Source organism: Paenibacillus sp. J2R1T-4, from assembly GCF_059692235.1.
The window spans coordinates 414,198-434,836 of record NZ_JCAUBA010000003.1 but is presented as its reverse complement, the minus strand read 5'-3'; the positions used below and the strand labels follow the sequence as shown (position 1 = coordinate 434,836).

The following is a 20,639-nucleotide window of genomic DNA, read 5'->3' as shown; positions in this document are numbered from 1 at the left end:
GAGACTATAGAGATGGCAACTACAGAACAAACACGAAGATACAGACGCCGCATATTCGGCAAGCATTCCGGTTGGGATGTAAGCTTTAACATCGTTAACTATAGCTTGCTCATTTTGTTCACCTTCATTTGTATCTTTCCTTTTGTCAATACGATTGCGAACGCCTTCAGCAGCAGTCATGCCATACAGACGGGGCAAGTAGTGCTTTGGCCGGTAGAGTTCCAGCTGGATGCGATGAAATCTGTTATTACCGATGCCAATATCATCCGGTCGTTATGGGTAACGATTTATGTTACAGTTGTGGGTACTGCGCTTAACATGCTGTTCACCATAACGACCGCGTATCCTCTTTCCAGAAGAGATTTCAAGGGTCGCAAATATTTCATGAACTTCATGATTGTGACCATGGTATTCAGCGGAGGGTTAATTCCAGGTTACTTGCTGATCAAATCACTGGGTATGTTAAATACCTTATGGTCCATCATGATCCCCGGATTAATTGGCGCGTTCAATGTAATCATCATGAAAACATTTTTTCAGAATCTTCCTGATGAACTGCGTGAAGCGGCTATTATGGACGGCTGCGGCAATATACGGTACTTAGTACAGATCGTGCTCCCTCTTTCCGGCGCCGTTCTGGCAACCATAAGCTTGTTTTATGCGGTGGGTCACTGGAATTCTTATTTCAGTGCGGTACTGTTCATCGACAAAGCGGAACTGTATACATTACAGGTGAAGTTGCGGAACATATTACTGCTTGCACAGATGGATACGTCCTTGGAGACGATGCAGAACCAAGATAAACTCCATGTTATTGAGGAGTCGCTGAAATCCGCTACGATTGTGTTCGCTACCGTTCCGATTCTGATCGTATATCCTTTCCTGCAAAAGTATTTCGTTAAGGGATCTTTCCTGGGGTCAGTAAAAGGATAAATACCGAAAAAAGCAAAATAACTAACAAAATGTCAAGTTTGTATAATATTTTCATTCATTGAAAACGCTTATATTTGCAATGTAAGCGCTTATCAAGAAATTTTTTCCGACAGGAAGTGGGTGCATAAGCCCATTGGAAGATATATTCCTGTAATAAAGAACTGGGGAGGAAAGCGGTATGGTAAGGGTGGTAAAAAAAGGGGTAGTAGGAAGCTTGGCAATGACACTAATGCTTTCAGGGGTTCTAATGGCTTGTTCAAAGGAGGAACCCGCAGCAACACCATCACCTAGCGGCAGCAGCACGCCATCTCCTAGTAAAGAACCTGAGAAGCCAGTCAAACTCCGTGTAACGCTATGGGATCGTGCCAATGCGCCGGAGGGTCAAAACTTGGGCAACAACCCGATTATCAAATACGTAATCGACGAGACAAAGAAAATCGGACTCGACGTCGAATTCGTCTCCCTGCCTAGAGCACAGGAGTCCGAGAAGTTGAATGTATGGATGGCTTCCGGTGAGGCTCCAGACGTAATCATCACTTATTCGATCGACACCATCTTCAGATTCGCAGAGCAAGGCGGTTTGCATGAGCTCGATTCCTACCTTGCCAAATATCCGGCTTTGGTTAAGAACAACCAAAAAGCGCTTGATCAAGCAGGTATGTACAAAGGAAAACGGTATGCCATTCCGGCCATACGCGCTAACACTTATGCAGGCGCCCATATGAAAATTCGTAAAGACTGGGTCGACAAGCTGGGTATGAAAATGCCGACCACCAACGAAGAGCTTTATCAGGTATTGAAAGCGTTCAAGGAACAAGATCCGGGCGGCGTCGGTAAAGATAAAGTGGTACCGTTCGCTATGCCAGCCATCAACCAATCCGCTAAAGGATTCTTCTTCGGACCGATGTTCGGATTTGGCGTCAACAACGATGGACCAGGTAATCAATTCTATGCTCCTAACGGTAACTACAAGGATGGTGTGTTCACTTCCGGTGTAGCTGGACCTGAAGGAAAAGCGTTCTTTGGCTGGATGAATAAATTGTATAAAGAAGGTTTGATTTCGAAGGAATTCGTAACGGACATCAACTCGCAGCAATACACGCAACAAATCAACAGCGGTGTAGCTGGTTTCACTGATTCCAACGAGGCATCAATAACTATGAATGTTAATACACGTAAATCCGTTCCTACTGCTCAATGGGTAACCTTGGAGCCATTCAAACGTGCAGACGGCACTCAGCGTCAGCCGATTGCAGCCGATTACGGGATGTTCATCGCGGTGCCGAAAGCTAGCAAGAACCCTGAAGCTGTAGTGAAATATTTGGACTGGATGGTTCAACCGAAGAACCTCGCAACCGTATCATCAGGAATAGAAGGCGTTAACTGGAAAGATGATGGCGGACTGCGCATCGCAATTGATCCAGAAGCTAACAAGAAAACAACTTGGGTATCCGGATCCGGCGATCTTGCAATAATTCAACAAGGGGTTGCGCCATACACCAAAGAGCAGTTGCAGAAACTTGTTGCTAATAGCCCGGATTGGACTACTCCAGCAGCAAAAGAAGAATATGCGGACTTGATGTTGAAGATGTATGACTCGTTCAAGAAATTCGGAAAATCGGAAATACTAATCGATTCTCCTAGACCAGTTGCACAAAAGAGTGTAGCCGCAATTGAGAAAGCCTTGTATGAGGGAGTTTCGAAAGCGATCATCGCTCCTGACTATGAAAAAGGTTACGCAGAAATGATCAGCGGATGGGAAAAAGCAGGCGGTAAGGAATACGACAAAGAAATCAGCGACGCTATGAAAGCAATGAAAAAGTAATCGCATATAGCGTCAAAAGGAGCGAACGGAATTCCGTTCGCTCCTTTTTTTGACGACATCGAAAACTTCATATTCATGATAAAATGAGATTAAAGTTTGTAGTTTTAACGACGTATGGGTTTGAGGAACTTCTCTGCATGACATAATTTTATTTTAGGAGGGAACAACATGGAACTTTTTGTAGACTATTTAGCGCGTATTGATAACCCGCAACATCGGGCCCGAACGGAAGAAATTTTGGGTTGGGTAACTAAGAAATTTCCGAATTTAATGCCAAAAATTGCGTGGAATCAGCCTATGTTTACCGATCACGGAACATTTATTATTGGCTTTAGCGTAGCCAAACATCATTTGGCTGTTGCCCCTGAAAGGGCAGGGATTAATCATTTTTCTGATGAAATTGTGCAGGCTGGCTATGATCACACCAAGGAGTTGGTACGTATCCAGTGGGATAGTCCGCTTGATTTCTCATTACTTGAGAAAATGATCGAGTTCAATATTTTGGATAAGGCAGACTGTTCAACTTTTTGGCGGAAATAGAAACAATAGGATATCCTTCGCCATTGCCATTGGTCAAACAACTGATCGTCGGCGACGCAACGCATGAACTGGCCACTACGCGCCGCATTCTGGAACGCTTGCCCGAGGAGCATATGTCGTGGAAGCCGCACGTGAAATCGATGACGCTAGGCGGGCTGGCCACGCACCTGATCAACCTGCTGAACTGGCAAATCGCGATTATTCAGTACCCGGAGTTCGATCTTTCGACCGTGCCGCTGCGGCGGGAGCCTTTGGAGAAACGCGCTGACGTTCTGGAGGATTTCGACGCGAACGTCGACAAGTTTGAAAAGTTGCTTCCCGAATGCGACGAGAAAACGCTCGGCGAGGAATGGACGCTGCGCCACGGCGACCATATAATCCTCCGCGAGCCGCGGGCGATCGCGCTCCGCACCTTCGGATTAAGCCACATGGTCCACCACCGGGCGCAGCTCGGGGTATACTTGCGGCTTCTCGATATTCCGGTGCCGGGCATCTACGGTCCCTCGGCCGACAAGGAAGCCCAATGAACTAAGTTTCTCGATCCGATACGCGCCAAAAAGTCGCAGGGCACCGGCATGACCGTCGGTACTCTGCGACTGTTTATATTGTCGTCGAATATCTGTGTAGTCCAAAAAAAACATTAGATCAAGAGTTTGAAAAGCACCATTCTATTGTTGGCATAACGCCCATATTTCAATTAATCGGGAAAAGCCCTTCAGTATTTGCGGGGGCATGCTATTTTTTTGCGCGCTTAGCCATACAGGGTTAGGTATAATAATCTTAAAAGAAAGTCACTTGGTTTAGATATCCTTCTACAAGGAGAAATCAAATTGTATGGATCAAATTCATGATGCTCTTAAAAGTGCCAAGCAGCTATTTAAGAACATGTCAGTTCCAATATATTTCCTTGATCTAAATGATCAAATCATATGGGCGAACGACAAGTTTCAGAAATTATTTGGAAACGCAGCGGAATATAAGCTGACATCCCAAAATGGCGATTTTGAAGAAGAAAAGACCCCTATTTATAACGATGTTGATGAAACAATTGCATTTAGTGTGGTATTGAAATATAATCCCGTCGTGCAATCCGATGAGAAATACCAAATCATAGCGGAGAATACATTAGATACGATTGTTCTGGTAGATAATGAAGCCATTGTTCACTATGTCTCTCCTTCAATAAAGTCGCTTGTTGGGTACGATGTTGAAGATTACGTCGGGATGGACGCGTTCCATGTCATTCATCGCGAAGACAGGGATCGTGTGCGCCGATTGCATGCTGAGGCTGTCCGAAAGAAGTTGCCTGTGCAATTGGAGTATCGGCTCGTGCACGCGCAAGGTCATACAGTTCATATTGAGGCCCGGGTAAAGCCAGTTTTGGACGGCGAAGGTCATGTTAAATATGTTGTGGCTGTTGCCAGAGATGTGACCGAGCGGAAACAGACGGAGAAGTTGCTGGAAAATATATTGGATAATATAAACGCCGGAGTGATGTCAACCGACAAGGATTTTTCCCGTTTAACCTTCTGTTCCGACAGTGTCGGGAAGATGTTTGGCTTGTCCAAAACAGACATTATGGCAAGTCCCATCATTATGCATAAACACATGCACCCGGACGATGACGCTGCCCTCATGCATGAGGTGAAGTTCCAACTTGATATGGGAATACCCGTCGTTAAAACATTTCGATTGCTCCACGGTGAAGAAACCAAATGGATTAAAATGACGATCCATCCATATTTGGATTATACGGGAGCAGTCGAGCGGTTCGACGCCATATTGATGGATGTTACCGAAAAGAAGCGTTCCGAGCTGGCACTCGAAGAAAGCGAGCAGAGGTATAAGTCTTTGTTTGAAAACAATTTGGATGGAGTATTTTCTATCGATCTGAGCGGATTTTATTTTGTCAATGCTAATCGATCTTTTGAAAACATAACCGGCATTCAATTCGACAATTTGTACGATCGTTGCTTTATGGGATTAATTATGGATGAGGATCACGAGTTTGTGTATGAAGCTCTATTCCATGTCATCCAACAGAAAGAGTCGAGGGATATTGAATGCCGGATCATGAAGTCCAAACAAGGAGAGAAAATCGTAAGTATTACATTTGTCCCCATTTTCCTTTCCGATGAATTACATGGTATCCATGGTATCGTAAAGGACATTACGGAACGGAAAAGAGAAGAGAGAGAGCTGATCCAAAGCGAAGAACGGTATAAAACTCTCCAACAGAGTTTGAATCGCTTCTCTAATGACCTCGCAAACGTCATGAAGGTATCGGAACTCGAGAACAGGCTCATAGACGAGGTAAAGGCAGTACTGCATATCACCGATGTATCCATTGAAGAAGTGCCTCGGGGACATGAACACGATATCATCAGCAGGGGGGGCATCTGGATCAAAATCGGCGAGAAGCAGCAACCGGTCTTTTTAAGGATCTGCATGAATATCCCGATGCTTAAGATCGAGGAGGAATGGCTTGAAACGGCCGTTCATTATGTCACTATTCTGTATGATAACCTTCACTTAATTGAAGATTTGATGAGACGCCTTGAGGATATGGTAGCGAAAAATGAAACGCCAAAATGGATGTTACGATTGCTGTTTAATTTATCGGAAAAGGAGAGGGCCTCGCTTTCCAGCGATTTGCATGATTCGGTGCTGCAAGATTTGATTATCTGGTATCGCAAGCTTGAATCACTACGTTCTTCCGCTACATTCGCTAAGGAAACTCGCCTTGAGCTTAAGCAAATCGAAGAGGGGCTTTTGGATGCCATTCATCAGATTCGCATAACTTGCAATGAGCTGCGTCCCCCGTTCCTCCTTAAAATGGGGCTAGTGGAGTCAGTAAAGAGTCTTTTCTCGTATACGCGAATGTTTTCCAACTATGAAATTGAATTCTCTGCCGAACAACTGGAGTATACGTTAACGGAGGAACAAATTCTGGGTGTCTATAGGATTGTTCAAGAATTACTCAACAATGCAACAAAACATTCCCGGGCAAATAAAGTAACCATGTCACTGACAAGCGAGAAAGAGAAGATTCGTTTTTCCTATTCGGACGATGGCATCGGAATGGATTTAACCGTTTTTGAAGGTTCATTTCAGAATATGGGCATTGCAGGAATCGAAAAGAGGGTTCTTAGCTTGGAAGGGGAAGTGGAATTGAAATCTGCTCCGCAACAAGGGTTTCACGTCACGATTTCACTTCCGATAACTACACAACTTAAAGGTGAGCGCTATGGAAATCTTATTGGTTGACGATCATAGATCCGTTGTCGAAGGAACAAAGATGCTGATCGAATCCGAACCGGATATGAATGTTACGATAGAGACGGATGTTTATTGCGTGCCTGATTTGATACGCCTGAAGAAGTTCGACGTGATGCTTTTTGATTTATACATGCCGAACACCAACGGAGCCGATCTGACACGCAAAGTGCTTGACTACGTCTCGGATGCCGTCATCCTTATTTACTCGGGATTTGATATCGCCCCTCATTTCAATTTGCTCATGGAATCTGGAGTTTCCGGTTTCATTGCCAAAACGTCCACTCGAGAACAACTGATTCAGGCTATACGTTGTGCTGCTAGGAAAGAGGCTATTATTCCGATGCAGCTGCTCAAGCAGCTAAGGCGCCAGGAAATTGTTGTACTTGGAGACACGGAGAGCGAGAAAACGACGATTACTCCCGATGAAGAAAAACTGTTACGGGAACTGGCGAAAGGGAGAAGCAATAAGGAGATTTCCAAAACCTTGATGATCAGCCAACGATCATTGGAGTATAATTTGACTGAAATTTTCCAAAAGCTTCATGTTAGCTCTCGGGTTGACGTCATCAAAAAAGCCAAGAGCTTAGGCATACTTCCAGCGGAAGATTTATATTAACCAGTGTGAAAGGCCGGAGAAACCGGTCTTTTTTTTTATGCCGGCCTTTTTGTTTGGTCCGGCGTAGCCGCAGCTTTTGCGCGTAGAACGCAAATATTTGCGGCCTCCTATTCATCATTTGCGCGTTTGCAAGTTTGTTTCCGCATTAGAATAGCTTCAGACCAATTGACAAAAAAGAACAAATCAATGGAGAGGACGATATTGCCATGATCAAGCTGAACAAAGTATCTAAAGTGTTTGCCTTGGAAGCGGGGAATTACACCGCCCTGAAGGAGAACAATATTCACATCAAAAAAGGGGAATTCATTGCCATCATGGGCCCCAGCGGTTCGGGAAAGAGCACGCTGCTGCAACTGATCGGCGGTCTCGACCTTCCTACCTCGGGAGATGTCACAGTCGATGGAGTTCGATTGAACGATCTGGACGAGAAACAAAGGACATTGTTTCGCAGAACGAGAGTAGGTTTCGTGTTCCAAAATTATCAGCTGCTTCCTGTGATGACCGTGGCGGAGAACGTCGGCCTCTCTTTGTCTGCCAATAAGGCACCGGCGACGGAGATCGCAACGAGAGTCAATCAACTGCTTGAAGACGTCAATCTGAAGGGCAAAGCGGCGCACTTCCCGTCACAGCTAAGCGGAGGGCAGCAGCAGCGCGTTGCGATCGCAAGAGCCCTTGCAATGAAGCCTGAACTTATTTTGGCGGATGAGCCGACGGGAAATCTAGACCAAACGAACGGAGAAGGAGTTCTGAAGCTTCTGTCGAGTTTGAACAAGGAAGAAGGCATCACCGTCGTGATGGTGACGCATGATCGGAAAGCTGCACAAACAGCGGATCGTATCATTATGATCCGTGACGGGGAAGTCGTGCAAGATGGGGGGGACCGGCATTGAATATTTGGCAGATCGCATGGCGGAACTTAATGCGCCGTAAGCTGCGGACCGTGCTCACGTTTTTATCGATTGTCATCGGAGTTGCCTCCACATTCGCGGTTACCGCTTCCGTCGATACCGTCAAGAAAACATTTCCGTTGTATTTGAAAGCGGCCTTCGGCAAAGCAGATTATCTCATCTCCGGTACGGAAGCTTATATGCCGGAAGATGTATACAAAGACGTCGAAAACATGAGCAGTACGGCATCTGTCGCCGTGTTGAAGCAAAATACGAAACTGCATGTAGAACAAGAAGGGATTTCCGCCATCCAAAAAAGGGTGGAACTGAGCGGTTACTCGAGACTGGATACGCCGCTTACGAACTTCAGCGTGATCAAAGGAAGCTTGACGTCGGGCGGCGCCGTCATTACGGACCGATCGGCAAAGGCGTGGAATGCCGACGTGGGAGATACGCTTTCCTTCGATACGGATCAGGGGATCAAAAGTATCCAAGTATCGGCCATAGTCAAGTACACGGTTGAGCTTATGGGGCCTTCCAGCTGGGGAATGGCGAAGTACCATCATTGGGCGGCAGCCGTGCCGCTCTCCGTATTGCAGGAATGGTTCGGGTTGAATGGAAAAATTCAAAATGTTCACATCAAGTCCGTTCATGAATCTGACCGGAATGCGGTAGAGCAGCAAGTGAATGAGCTTGTAAAGCGTTACGGAAACATGTACATGCAGCCTGTTTCGGTCGATTTCGGTTCCGTCAGCGAATCAGGAACCTTCTTTATGGCCCTGTATTTAGCCGGATTTTTGGGTATTGCTCTCAGCGGGTTTATCATTTTCAACAGTTTGTACGTAAGCGTCAAAGAGCGGAAACAGGAATTTGCCGTTCTCAAGACGATCGGGTATTTACCTGAGCAATTACGGGGGTTTGTCACTGTTGAAGTATTGCTGCTGTCGATCGCGGGAACGGCCGCCGGCTTATTGCTCGGATATGGATTCGGCACTCTCTTAACAAAAGCGATCTACATGGTATTCAGCATCTATGACGAAGGCAGCATGCTGCTGATCAAAGGCATTGCGGTTTCCGTATTGGCCGGACTGCTGGTTCCGTTCGTCGCCGCCCTGATTCCGATTCGCCAAGTCGGCAGGACCAACGTGATTGAGGTGTTGAGACCCAAACGTACCGAGACGGCGTTTACACGTAAGTGGCAGGTTGCCGCTGGGGTGCTGCTTATCGTTTCCAGCTTCTTTATCAAGCATTTGCTCCTGATCGTGCCTTTAATGCTTGGAGTGGCGTTCGTCTATCCGTTCCTGTTCAACATGCTCAATGTTCTTCTGCGGCCGTTCTATCGGAAGCTATTCGGATTCAGCGGTCACATGGCTGAAAGCAATTTGAAGCGGAACTTGGGACGCACTTCGATGACCTCCGTAATCCTTTGTTGGGGCATCGCCATGGTCGTTCTGATGAGCTCGATGAGCTCGGCATTTATTCAGTCTTATGAAAAAACCGTCTATTCCTCTTACGGCGGCAACCTGGATATCCACTTTCATCACACCGAGAAGACAGATATGGAACTACTGAAGAAAACTCCGGGCGTGGCCGACGCAAGGATGTACTCGCTGTATTCCGCCATTTGGACCTTGAACGGCCAGCAGCGCAAGCTCCCCGTATTCGGTGTTGGAGAATGGATCGATCGGTTCCCGTTATTCGCGGGTTCGGGCGCATCGCGCAGCGAGTTGTTGGGCCGGCTGAACCGCGATGAAATCATTTTGGATAAAATCGCCTATGCGGCTTGGGGCGGCAAGCTCGGTGAAAGCATCGAGCTCGTGACGTTGCAGGGCAAACGCTCCTTCAAAGTCGCGGCCGTTGTCAGCACAATGAAAAACGGCGGCTACGGAGCCTTCATGAAGGAAGATGCCTTCAGCGAAAACTTCGGGATCAAATACGCGAAGAACGCATTGGTGCTCAATGACCCGGTTACCTCCCCGCTGCAAATGAGGGAAAATATTTTCGGCAGATTCGGCGAGAGGATCGAGGATATGTTCGGTCCTGAAGATATAGTCTCAATGGTCGGTTCCAGCTACGCAGGGACCTTCAATGTCATCAACGGTCTTGTCATTGTATCGATCGTCATTTCAGGCATGGGGATTACGAACACGCTGTTTATCAATATTATGGAGCGGATTCGCGAGCTTGGAATGATGAGAGCAGTTGGGGTTACGCGCAGGCAAGTGATCCGGATGATCATACTGGAAGGCTTCGGCATCGGACTGGCAGCCGCCGTGGGGGGGTGCAGCTTTGGAATCCTATTGGTTTATATCACCTCAACATTCGTTGAGATCCGTTCCTTGACTTACCAATTTGGAGTTTCTTGGATTATTGTCCTGTGCATCGGAATGTTCGGCATATTGGTAAGCTTGGTTTCCAGCTTCTCGCCGGCATCCAGAGCCGCGAAAACCCGATTAAGCGAGGCGTTGCGATATGAATAAAAGGCCCTTGATTTTTCTCATGATGATCACGATCCTGCTGTTATCCGCATGCGGAACCAAACCTTCGTGGGAGAACGAAACCATGACAGCCGTCATCACGAGAATTTTATCGGATGATGTGCAAGCAGTCTGGACGCTTGATGACGATCAAGCGTCCGGATCCGGCATGAAAAAGCTGATCCGGGTCGAGATCAAGAAAAAGGACAGCGGGCGGATCGAAGATTTTGAGGTCAATCACGAGAAACTGCTGCATTTGATGGTCGTGAGCAAAGATTTATCCTATTTTAATCACATCCATCCGGATTATAAAGGCGGTGGCGTGTTCGAGATTGAGAACGATTTTCCACTGGGCGGCGAATACAGGCTGATAGCCGATTTCAAACCGGCTGAAGCCGATGCCATGACGAAGATGGAATGGGTTCGGATCAAGGGAGAGAGCGCGAAGCCCATCCCGATCGTCCCGGATACGAGTCTGGTCAAGACTATCGATAGGAAACGGGTAGAGCTTGCCATCGATCAATTGGCGGCGAACAAAGAGCTGACGCTTAAGTTTTCCTTCACGGATGAGAACCAGCGGACCGATTACCGACCTGCAGCCTTATTTGGGCGCGATCGGTCACGTTGTGATCTTGACGGAAGACGGTGAGCGATATTTGCACGTTCATGCCGAAGAGGGGCAGGGAACGGGACCGGATGCAGTATTCGAGACATCGTTTCCGAAGAGCGGAATCTACAAGATTTGGGGACAATTTCAAAGGGACAATCAAGTGTTTACTGCAGCCTTTGTTGTGAATGTCCCATAAAGAGTTCGTATGGTTCCATATACCCTATAGAGGAGGTGAAATGCAGTAATGCAAACCGTTACATTGGGTGTACAAGGCATGAGTTGCAATCATTGTGTAATCACGGTCTCGGGTGCTTTATTTAAACTTGATGCGACCGCAACCGTCGATTTAGCTTCAGGGTCGGTGACCATACAGTACGATCCGAGTAAGCTCTCTCTGGAAGCGATCCAAGCTGCGATTGAAGAGCAAGGCTACGAAGTAACTGGAATAAGAACATTCAAATCTAATAAGTGATGGATATCCCCTCTAGCCAGCTATCGGAAGGACATTGACAAGTCATAATAGAGTTGCTGGACGAGGGGATTTTTTCATAGGTAGGATCATGTTTTGCGTGCAGACCGCAATCTTTTGCGTCGCGGCGTTCATTGTTTGCGCGCTAAAGGTTCTCTAATCGGGATAAGATGATCTCAGATGATGAAGGTACTTTTGACGAAGAGCTTATAAAAAAAGGTAAAGGAGTTTTTCGAATGAGTGCATTCAGACATTTATTGCCATATGCGAATAAAGAAAAGAAGTTTTATATTTTAGGATTTGTCGGCAGTTTATTTCGGTTCTTGATTCCGCTCTCTATCCCTTTGGTTTTTAAATTCCTGTTCGATGACTTGCTGCAAAACAACACTTTATCCCGAACGGAAAAGCTTGAACAATTACTGTTCATTGTCGGCATCATGATCACCGTATTTTTCCTGATTCGTGCGCCTATGGAATACGTGAGACAGTTTTTCATGAACAAGGGCAATAACAATATTATCAAGGCCCTTCGTAAAGATGCGTTCCATAAAGTGCGTTCCCTTGATGCCAAGTATTTCGCTGAGAACAAAAGCGGGGAAATCGGAACCCGGTTTTTCGACGAAATCGAAAAAATTAGAGGCTTCATGACGGCTGTTTTCTCCAACGTCTGGATTGAAACCATCGTATTGATCTTCGTCATCGGCGCGATGCTTACGTTAAACTTGCAATTGACGCTGCTGGCCGTCCTTCTCACCGGCATTCAATTTCTACTTGCCCACATTCTCTCCAAGAGGTTAAAGCGAACTACGCGTCACATGATGAGCTATCGTACTATTTTGACCGGCTTTATTATGGAGAAAATCCAAGGCTCCTTCTTGTCGAAGCTGTTCTCCTCGGAAAAAAAGGTTGAAGAAGAGCTGGATCGGCACTTGGAGCAATACGAACATATTACGGATAAGCAAGCCGTCATCAATGCGACTTCATTAGCTTGCGTGAACGTTCTAAGCGATGTGACTCCTTTTATCGTCGTAGCCGTCGGCAGTTTATTCGTCATAGACGGCAGCTTGACCCTTGGAAGCCTGATTGCTTTCTTTGCATATGTCGATAGAATGAAAAGTCCGATTACCGCTCTCGTTCAAGCCTTACCGACAATCGCCGAAGGAAGTGTTGCGCTACAGAGGGTGTTTGATTTCTTCGGCACTCCGTCGTCCATCAAAGAAATCGATCAGCCCGTTCAGCTAAGTAAGTTTACGAATTCCATCCGTTTTCAGCACGTTTCTTTCTCCTATAACGGTCATGACGATGTTCTCAAGGATGTATCGTTCCGAATCGAACGAGGCAAGACCTATGCCTTCGTCGGAGGCAGCGGCGGCGGGAAGAGTACGGTATTGCAGCTATTGACGCGAATGTACGACGCGGACCGCGGGGAAGTACTGATCGATGAAGTGAACATCAAGGATTATTCGCTATCGAGTCTTAGGGAGCATATTGGAATTGTTACACAGGACAGCTTTCTGTACAGTTCGTCGGTGAAAGATAACATCAGAATGGCAAAGCTCGAGGCGACGGACGAGGAGATCGTTGCAGCGGCGAAAAAGGCTTTCGCGCACGATTTCATCAGCTCGTTATCCAATGGTTATGACACGGAAATCGGCGAAAGGGGAATCAAGCTGTCCGGCGGCCAAAAGCAGCGGATTGCGCTTGCCCGCGTCTTTTTAAAGAATCCGGCACTGATTCTATTGGATGAAGCGACAAGCGCATTGGATAACGAGAGCGAAAAGCTCGTGCAGCAATCCATTCATCAGATCGGGCGGGATAAAACGATTATCATGGTGGCACATCGTCTCTCCACCGTGTTGGATGCCGATACGATTTTCGTTATGAAAAACGGAAAAATCGTCGAGAGCGGCGACCATAGAAGCTTACTGGAACGAAACGGCTATTACAAAGAATTGTATGCCAACCAGTATCCCGAGGCTCTCATGTTCCCGGTGCCCGAACCGGAATTCATATTGGCGTCCGGACAAGATTAATGATTCATGTCCAAGGTTTCTATTAGTTTCGAAGGATCGGATGTGGAAGTAATGACGACAGAACAACAAGAACGTTCGCGTACTGTTACTGAACGGGAGAGTCATCAATCCGAAGGCCAAAAAGTTAAGCTGGTTGGACGACTTAACCGTATCGAGGGTCAGATTCGTGGGATCAAGGGAATGATTGAAAAGGACAATCATTGCGATGATATCCTAAATCAGATTGCGGCTATCCAAGCTGCACTCAACGGAATTGGGAAGCAGCTGATTGAGAGCCATATGAAGAGCTGTATAGTAGAACGAATACAATCCGGGGACCTCGATGTCATTAACGAAATGCTAATAACCGTAAATAAATGGATGAGATGAATAAACCAGGGCTACAACGTCGGGAAACGGAGCATTACAAGAGTTCACAGAGATGAATTATAGTTTTACTTAAGGAAGCAAATACAAAAAAAATTGGTCAGAGGAGAATCAAAGATGAAGTTATTATTACGTGTAGTTGTCTATGTAATGACGTTCGTTATATTTTTCGGAGGGATCGGTGCGTTTGGGTATATTCGCTCCAATCAGGAATATTGGTATCCCACTCGGCAAACACCAATGCCTGCTTTACAAGGCGTGAGCGTGCCTGAACATAATCCGAAAAAACCTACAGTAGCTGTCATTTTATCCAATCCGACGACAGAAGTGTTTGATTTTATGGTTCCGTATGAAATGTTTGCGATGACTGAGTCTTATAACGTATATGCAGTTGCCCCGGACAAAAACATGAAAACACTCTCTGGCGGTTTGGATCTGATGCCGCACTATTCTTTTGATGAACTGGATCGATTATTAGGAAAAAGTCCCGACCTTATTGTGATCCCGGCCATGCCTATGGTTGACGAAGCAAAGTATAAACCTGTCCGGGAATGGATACAAAAACATTCTGATACGAAGTTGTTAAGCATTTGCGCTGGAGGGTTGAATCTGGCCGATACAGGTTTATTAAATGGGAAAGAAGCAACTACCGACTGGAAAAGTTTTGATTATCATGATATCAATAAATATCCTGAAACAAAATGGAGAAGGGATGTGCGTTATGTCGCAGACGGGAACATCGTCGCTTCAGCAGCGCTCACTTCAGGAATAGATGCCGTCCTCTATGTGATCTCACAGCAATTAGGCGAACCTATGGCGGAGAAATTAGCGAAAGAGATGAATTACCCTTCTTATTATTTCGTAAAAAATCCGAAGGTAGACCCTTATTATGTTGATCGAACCGAATTGATTTATTCGTTCAACCAAGCATTCCAATGGAACAAAAAAAGCGCAGGGGTATTGTTGTATAACGGGATGGATGACGGAGCACTTACGACGATTTTTGATACTTATGCCACTTCTGGAACAACAAAGGTTTACACCATCTCAGACGCCAAGCAGCCTATCGTTACGAAGTATCACCTTAACCTGGTCACCCGATATCAAATGTCGAATGCGCCGAAGCTAGATCGAATGTTCGTTCCGGGAGTAGAGGCGCAGTCTTTAGCTGCGGAAGAAGTCAAGCAGTGGAACGCAGAGGGTTACAACGTGGTGCCTGAGTTCATTCACAGCGGCTCCGCTGACAGATTTATGTTTGATGCTCCACTTGAAGATTTAGCGAAGCAGGAGGACGTCCTAACCGCTAAATATGGTGCCAAGCGATTGGAATACCGTGCGACCAATCTAAACTTCGAAGGTAAACCGTTTTCCTATGAAGCTTTCTGTATACCAGTTTTGATTAGTTTAACTGCATTGCTTACTGCTTTCTATATTGATAGACGATTCATTCGAAAAGTTGAGACAGGGCGTCAATCATTAGCACATTCATAAGTCGAAATCTTAGCTTGTTTCACTTCCATGAAAATAGACAGTTGTTATATTCCTTTTTTATCCAAGGTGTTCTTGGGGGTGCGGCAACGAACGTAGGCAAAATCCTGACCCACATGATTGAAGGGAGACAACTTCATAATGTTTATAGAAGTACTTGTTGGATTATTGCTCGGTATCGCGTTGATAGTACTCACCCGCAAAGTTCACGGCGAAAGTTGGCTCTATTCTGCCACCGTGATCTTGCTCCCCCTCATTTATGCAACCTTCGCCCTCGTCGATGCGGACTACCCCGCGGCCGTAATGGAGTTGTTGTTCGGAATGCCTTTCATCATCGGAGGAGTGGCGTGCCTGATATTCCGTGTGCAGATGTCAGCTATTATCATCGGCATCCTCTACATAGTGCATGCAGTGTTCGATGTCGTGCACGATCAGTTATTTCTTAACCATGGTATTCCAGAATGGTACCCGTTGTTCTGCGCTGCCGTGGACGTTGTTATCGGAGCATATGTGATCTGGTTTCTCTTGAGGCAGGGAATCAATTCCTTCAAATTGTAGAATCAATTCAGAAACTATTAATATGAAGATCCTTAAGGTCGAAATTGAAAACTTAAATGACATTGCTTTTCAATATGAAGCTCCAAAAATTGCTAAAACTTTGGGACCGTTGACAGAAAGGCTGCCGATGATCGGCAGCCTTTTCTTTGTTTGTCCACCTATAAGCCGCTGAGGAAGCTCAAGCTTGCGTGCCTACCGCAAAAACTTGCGCGTCTGTGCTTAAAACTTGCGGGTTGGCATGAGCGGATACCCTATACAATAAGCCTAACAAATCAATTCGATAAGAAAGGTGTAGTTGTCCATGTCACATGCAGAAGCTTCATCAGTTCCAGACAAACTCTCGTTTTTTTCAAATCGCTTCATCCGTTCCATTCTGCTCTCCGCCGTGTTTTTACAGCTCGGCATCTGGATTCGTAATTTTGCGATCCTGCTCTTTGTAACGGAACAGACGGATAAAGATCCAATCGCCATTTCGCTCATATCCGTCGCCGAATTCGCGCCGATCTTCATCTTCTCCTTCATCGGGGGCGCGTTCGCCGACCGTTGGAAGCCCAAGCGCACCATGGTGTGGTGCGATCTTCTGAGCGCAGCTTCCGTGTTCATAGTCTTGCTTGCCCTGATTTACGGCGGATGGCAAGCCATCTTTTTCGCGACGCTGGTTTCGTCGATTCTATCTCAGTTCTCGCAGCCGGCCGGCATGAAGCTGTTCAAGCTCCACGTACCGGAATCCCAGATCCAGATGGGAATGTCGATGTACCAGACCATTCAGGCCGTATTCATGATTCTGGGTCCGATGCTGGGCTCTATCGTGTTTTTCCGCTTCGACATCGAGACGGCGGTCGTTATTATAGGCATTTGCTTTCTGCTCTCTGCTGCAGTTCTAACAACCCTGCCGCAAGATCGGAACACTCAGCTAGCACAGCCGGCCGGACTTGTGCAGGATATCAAATCAGGCCTGCATTATGTTATGGCGAACAAAGTTTTTCTTTACATGGGCAGCTTCTTTCTGGCTGCGGGTCTGGCCCTCGGTTTGATTAATCCGCTCGGCATCTTTGTGGTAACCGAACACCTGGGCTTAACGGCAGAGCATTTACAATGGTTTACGGCAATAAATGGAATCGGCATGATTCTCGGTGGTATGCTTGTTATGGGGCTGTCCAAGCGCATGCCGCCCCGAGCCATGCTACTGGTGGGATTCATCTTCAACAGCGTGTCGGTGGCTGTCATCGGCTCGACCAACTCGAGTGGGCTTGCGCTAATAGCACAATTCTGTTCCGGACTCATGGTGCCATTCATACATATCGCCTGTCAGACCATGATCATGAGTCATGCGGAGGAAGCCTTCGTTGGCAGGGTCAGCGGGATTCTGAACCCGCTCTTTATAGGGGGAATGGTTCTTAACATGAGCATTGTAGGCATGCTGAAAACGAGCCTTCCGTTGACCGTTCTCTATTGGATTGCAGCAGGCTTGTTCCTGATAGGAGCGGTCGGCGTCCTGCCGCTGCTGCGACATAAAGCATCCGCCCGTATCGCTGCCTCTGCAGCCGGGTTCCATCATTGAATACAAAACGCTGCGTGTTATTATGATTCAGCTAACGGAACGATAGCGGAATAAATACACAAAGGCAGCCGGCAAGAATCGATCGGCTGCCTTTGTGTACTTAACGGGCGATGTTTAATAATACCTAAAAATTGAAGATGTAGGTTTCCAAGAGCAGGTTATGCATTCAAATGGAAATGAAATAATTAATAAGCTCGTCTTTTATTTCATTCGATTTATTCATGAATAAAAAATGGTTTGCATCAGGATACTCCACATATTTATGATCTTTGTTAACAGCACTAAATCCATCCATATATTCTTGGTAAATTTCTCGGTTTCTGTTCACCAATTGCTCCCGTGCTCCGGAATTTTTCCCCCATTGCGTACGCTCGGTCTGTGGGATGTATAGATGTTCGCCTCTAACATATTTCTGAATTTCTCGAATTAATTCCTCGGGTAGGATGTCTCGGGCATTTTTATACCTTTTCATTTTCTGGTACCAGCTTCTTGGATAAGGAAAAGAAATTGGAATTGCTGATGCGACAATAGAAACTTCGGGCGAAAGTGGAGATTAAATGCTGCCGTAGAAAACAAATCCTGATCTTTTCTGAGTTTTTGAACTTTATAATATGCGATGGCCATCACTTCATCTTTTTCATTACGAATGGAAAGTAATACGGTATTCGGCTGAAACCTAGGCGAGTATTGGAAGTTGAAAATACTTGCGTCGGGCCCAACATCATCATTTAGCATGATCACATGAATATCCTTCAGTTGCAGCCGGTCCTCCACCTGAATTCGTGATGTATCCAATTCCTCCGGGGCTTTCCAATCATTCATAAATAGCCGCGTCGAAACACGCATGTATTGATCTGAGTAGCGGAATCCTAGTTGTTCGAACGTAATTATTTCAGGATTGCAAATCTGACCGAACTGAGTATGAGCAAAAATAAATAAACTGTCGCCACCGAGCTTTTCTATGACTCTCGAGCATTTTTCCACTAAGCCGGCAAGATGCTCATGTAAACCTTGTTTAATGCCGTATTCCAGCGCGAATTTCTACAGCCATGAATCCGCTTATTTCTCCATGATCTTCTAGAACGAATGCTTTTACTTGTGGACTTGCTTGGCTGTCTTCAGGAAAGATCCATTTCTTTAGAAATTGCACAGAGTAATTGAGCTTTTGATTATGGGAGTAGGGTTGCCGTGTATCAGTAATTAAATCTCGAAGAATGCATGGATGGCTAACGGGAACGTTACTTAAAAGGGATCATCGGCGCCGTGCAGTCGGATCCCTTTTCTTTTGCTGAACGGGCAGTTTGGGGTCACATCATTTTAATGGGCGGTATTTCTTTTGTCAAAAATCAACAATGTATGATAACAGAGCCTAAATTTTAAAATTAGAGCGGAAAATCCGCTTTAGAGGCGACTGAGAGGCCTGAAAGATTACTGTAGAGCGGAAAATCCGCTTTAGAGGTGACTGAGAAGGTTGAAAGATTGCTGTAGAGCGGAAAATCCGCTTTAGAGTTGACGCAGAAGGTTGAACGTGCAATATCGACTCAACGATGAATTCCCTGAAAAACAAAGCTGCAGGATGGTTAAGAACGTAACTCACAAAAGAAACGTCGAACAGATTGAGGGCAGGAAGGTGGAGCGGAAAAGCGAAAGCGTCCGCCTTTGTACTTGAATCCTCACCATAAAATATAATCAAAAGAATTCAAGTACAACAGCGGTTGTAGCCCACCTTCCTGCCCTCCTGCGCGCCTAACGGAAGCTACGCAAAACGAGTGATCGTGTCCAACGTCGTCTTGTCCGAAGCCAGCACAAGCTTGGTTAACAGCTCTTTGGCTGCTGCATAGTCGTCGGTATGGATCATAGAACCGGATGTATGGATATACCGGGCACAGATGCCCAGAGCAGCCGTCGGAACGCCTCTCCCATGCAGTTGGACGCGGCCGGCATCAGTTGCTCCGGGAGAAATGAAGTATTGAAAAGGAATTTTGTTAGTTTCTGCTATATCGACTATGAATTCGACCAAGGTGCGATTCGTAACAATGGAGCTGTCGAGAATGCGGACGACGGTGCCTTTGCCGATCTGGCCGAATGCATGCTTATCGCCGCTGGTGTCGTTAGCAGGACCGGCATCAAGGGTGTAACAGATGTCGGGATTGATCAGTCCTGCGGCAGTCTGTGCACCGCGCATCCCGACTTCCTCCTGGACCGTTGCACCAGAGTACACAATATTCGGCAGCTTGGCAGTTTTGAGTTCCTTGAGAAGCTCGATGGCAAGCCCGACACCGAACCTGTTGTCCCAAGCCTTCGCTAATATTTTCTTGCCGTCGGCAAGCGGAGTGAAAGGGCAGACCGGCACGATCGACAAACCAGGAAGCACACCCATCTCGAGGGCATGCTCACGGCTATCTGCGCCTATATCGATGAACATATTCGAGATTTCGACTGGCTTGCTGGCCGCATCACCGAGCAGGTGACGGGGGGTGGAGCCGATGACGCCGATGATAGGGCCTTTTCGAGTGATAATATGTACCCGCTGTGAGAGCAGCACCTGATTCCACCAACCGCCTAACGCCTGGAAACGAATCATACCGTTGTCGAGAATTACAGTTACCATAAAGCCCACTTCGTCCATATGTCCATTTACCAAAACTGTTGGACCGCTCTCATCACCACGCAGTACCCCGAAGATACTGCCCAATCGATCCTGGACAATCTCAGAAGTGATCTGCTCCAACTGTCCGCGGACGTATCGGCGCACCTCATGCTCGAACCCGGATGCACCGGGCAGCTCAGTCAATGTTCTAAACAGCTCTAAGGTTTCATTATGCATCGTAACGCTCCTTCAAAGGGAAATGGGTAGTAAGAAAGCTACGCAACTCCTATAAAAATATATGTGAAATCCGGGCTTGTCAACATAGAGAAAAACGGAAGATTGCATGTCAAGAAAACTAATAAAAGGTCAAGATAAAGTGATATAAAACGCTTACAGGCTGTATTATA

The 20,639-nt window shown here is 46.4% G+C and carries 19 protein-coding genes; 16 read left to right on the top strand and 3 right to left on the bottom strand.

The features are described from left to right. Positions 1-12 precede the first annotated feature (12 nt). The 16 genes from AC58QD_RS08680 (at position 13) to AC58QD_RS08605 (ending at position 17,642) form a co-directional block, all read left to right on the top strand. Positions 13-933 (top strand): carbohydrate ABC transporter permease, encoded by a 921-nt coding sequence (locus AC58QD_RS08680; RefSeq protein WP_497332086.1) that lies wholly within the window; start codon positions 13-15, stop codon positions 931-933. Positions 934-1,111: 178 nt separating this feature from the next. After that, positions 1,112-2,758 carry an extracellular solute-binding protein gene (locus AC58QD_RS08675; protein ID WP_497332084.1) on the top strand — a complete coding sequence of 549 codons (1,647 nt, stop codon included), beginning with the start codon at positions 1,112-1,114 and terminating at the stop codon, positions 2,756-2,758. Between the two features lie 168 nt (positions 2,759-2,926). Then, on the top strand, positions 2,927-3,298 hold the full coding sequence (locus tag AC58QD_RS08670) for an iron chaperone (RefSeq protein ID WP_497332082.1): 372 nt from the start codon (positions 2,927-2,929) through the stop codon (positions 3,296-3,298). A gap of 29 nt (positions 3,299-3,327) precedes the next feature. Next, positions 3,328-3,825: a DinB family protein gene (locus tag AC58QD_RS08665; protein ID WP_497332184.1), complete on the top strand. Its 498-nt coding sequence runs from the start codon at positions 3,328-3,330 to the stop codon at positions 3,823-3,825. A 307-nt stretch (positions 3,826-4,132) separates the two neighbouring features. Continuing rightward, positions 4,133-6,565, top strand: coding sequence for a sensor histidine kinase (locus AC58QD_RS08660; RefSeq protein WP_497332080.1), 2,433 nt, complete (start codon positions 4,133-4,135; stop codon positions 6,563-6,565). After that, positions 6,546-7,193 (top strand): response regulator, encoded by a 648-nt coding sequence (locus AC58QD_RS08655; RefSeq protein ID WP_497332078.1) that lies wholly within the window; start codon positions 6,546-6,548, stop codon positions 7,191-7,193. The genes AC58QD_RS08660 and AC58QD_RS08655 overlap by 20 nt, the downstream gene beginning before the upstream one ends. A 206-nt stretch (positions 7,194-7,399) precedes the next feature. Then, entirely contained in the window at positions 7,400-8,083 is a 684-nt protein-coding gene (locus AC58QD_RS08650) for an ABC transporter ATP-binding protein (protein ID WP_497332076.1), read from the top strand. Next, positions 8,080-10,560 (top strand): FtsX-like permease family protein, encoded by a 2,481-nt coding sequence (locus AC58QD_RS08645; RefSeq protein ID WP_497332074.1) that lies wholly within the window; start codon positions 8,080-8,082, stop codon positions 10,558-10,560. Before AC58QD_RS08650 ends, AC58QD_RS08645 begins: the two co-directional genes overlap by 4 nt. Next, positions 10,553-11,206, top strand: a complete 654-nt coding sequence (locus AC58QD_RS08640) for a DUF8832 domain-containing protein (protein WP_497332072.1) — start codon at positions 10,553-10,555, stop codon at positions 11,204-11,206. The genes AC58QD_RS08645 and AC58QD_RS08640 overlap by 8 nt, the downstream gene beginning before the upstream one ends. After that, entirely contained in the window at positions 11,184-11,363 is a 180-nt protein-coding gene (locus AC58QD_RS08635) for a DUF8832 domain-containing protein (RefSeq protein ID WP_497332070.1), read from the top strand. Before AC58QD_RS08640 ends, AC58QD_RS08635 begins: the two co-directional genes overlap by 23 nt. A 48-nt stretch (positions 11,364-11,411) precedes the next feature. Continuing rightward, positions 11,412-11,639 (top strand): cation transporter, encoded by a 228-nt coding sequence (locus tag AC58QD_RS08630; protein ID WP_497332068.1) that lies wholly within the window; start codon positions 11,412-11,414, stop codon positions 11,637-11,639. A 233-nt stretch (positions 11,640-11,872) separates the two neighbouring features. Further along, positions 11,873-13,669 (top strand): ABC transporter ATP-binding protein, encoded by a 1,797-nt coding sequence (locus AC58QD_RS08625; RefSeq protein WP_497332066.1) that lies wholly within the window; start codon positions 11,873-11,875, stop codon positions 13,667-13,669. Positions 13,670-13,720: 51 nt separating this feature from the next. Next, positions 13,721-14,038: a metal-sensitive transcriptional regulator gene (locus AC58QD_RS08620; RefSeq protein ID WP_497332064.1), complete on the top strand. Its 318-nt coding sequence runs from the start codon at positions 13,721-13,723 to the stop codon at positions 14,036-14,038. A gap of 114 nt (positions 14,039-14,152) precedes the next feature. Continuing rightward, positions 14,153-15,526 carry a DJ-1/PfpI family protein gene (locus AC58QD_RS08615; RefSeq protein ID WP_497332062.1) on the top strand — a complete coding sequence of 458 codons (1,374 nt, stop codon included), beginning with the start codon at positions 14,153-14,155 and terminating at the stop codon, positions 15,524-15,526. Positions 15,527-15,664: 138 nt separating this feature from the next. Further along, positions 15,665-16,081 (top strand): hypothetical protein, encoded by a 417-nt coding sequence (locus AC58QD_RS08610; protein WP_497332060.1) that lies wholly within the window; start codon positions 15,665-15,667, stop codon positions 16,079-16,081. 301 nt (positions 16,082-16,382) lie between these two features. Beyond that, positions 16,383-17,642, top strand: coding sequence for an MFS transporter (locus AC58QD_RS08605; protein WP_497332182.1), 1,260 nt, complete (start codon positions 16,383-16,385; stop codon positions 17,640-17,642). Between the two features lie 166 nt (positions 17,643-17,808). Here the strand turns inward: AC58QD_RS08605 and AC58QD_RS08600 are convergent, their stop codons facing one another. From AC58QD_RS08600 to AC58QD_RS08590, 3 genes are all read right to left on the bottom strand, one after another. Next, positions 17,809-18,114: a CD3324 family protein gene (locus AC58QD_RS08600; protein WP_497332058.1), complete on the bottom strand. Its 306-nt coding sequence runs from the start codon at positions 18,112-18,114 to the stop codon at positions 17,809-17,811. Then, entirely contained in the window at positions 18,111-18,464 is a 354-nt protein-coding gene (locus tag AC58QD_RS08595; RefSeq protein ID WP_497332056.1) for a hypothetical protein, read from the bottom strand. Before AC58QD_RS08595 ends, AC58QD_RS08600 begins: the two co-directional genes overlap by 4 nt. Positions 18,465-19,398: 934 nt before the next feature. Beyond that, positions 19,399-20,469 carry a M42 family metallopeptidase gene (locus AC58QD_RS08590; RefSeq protein WP_497332054.1) on the bottom strand — a complete coding sequence of 357 codons (1,071 nt, stop codon included), beginning with the start codon at positions 20,467-20,469 and terminating at the stop codon, positions 19,399-19,401. Positions 20,470-20,639 lie beyond the last annotated feature (170 nt).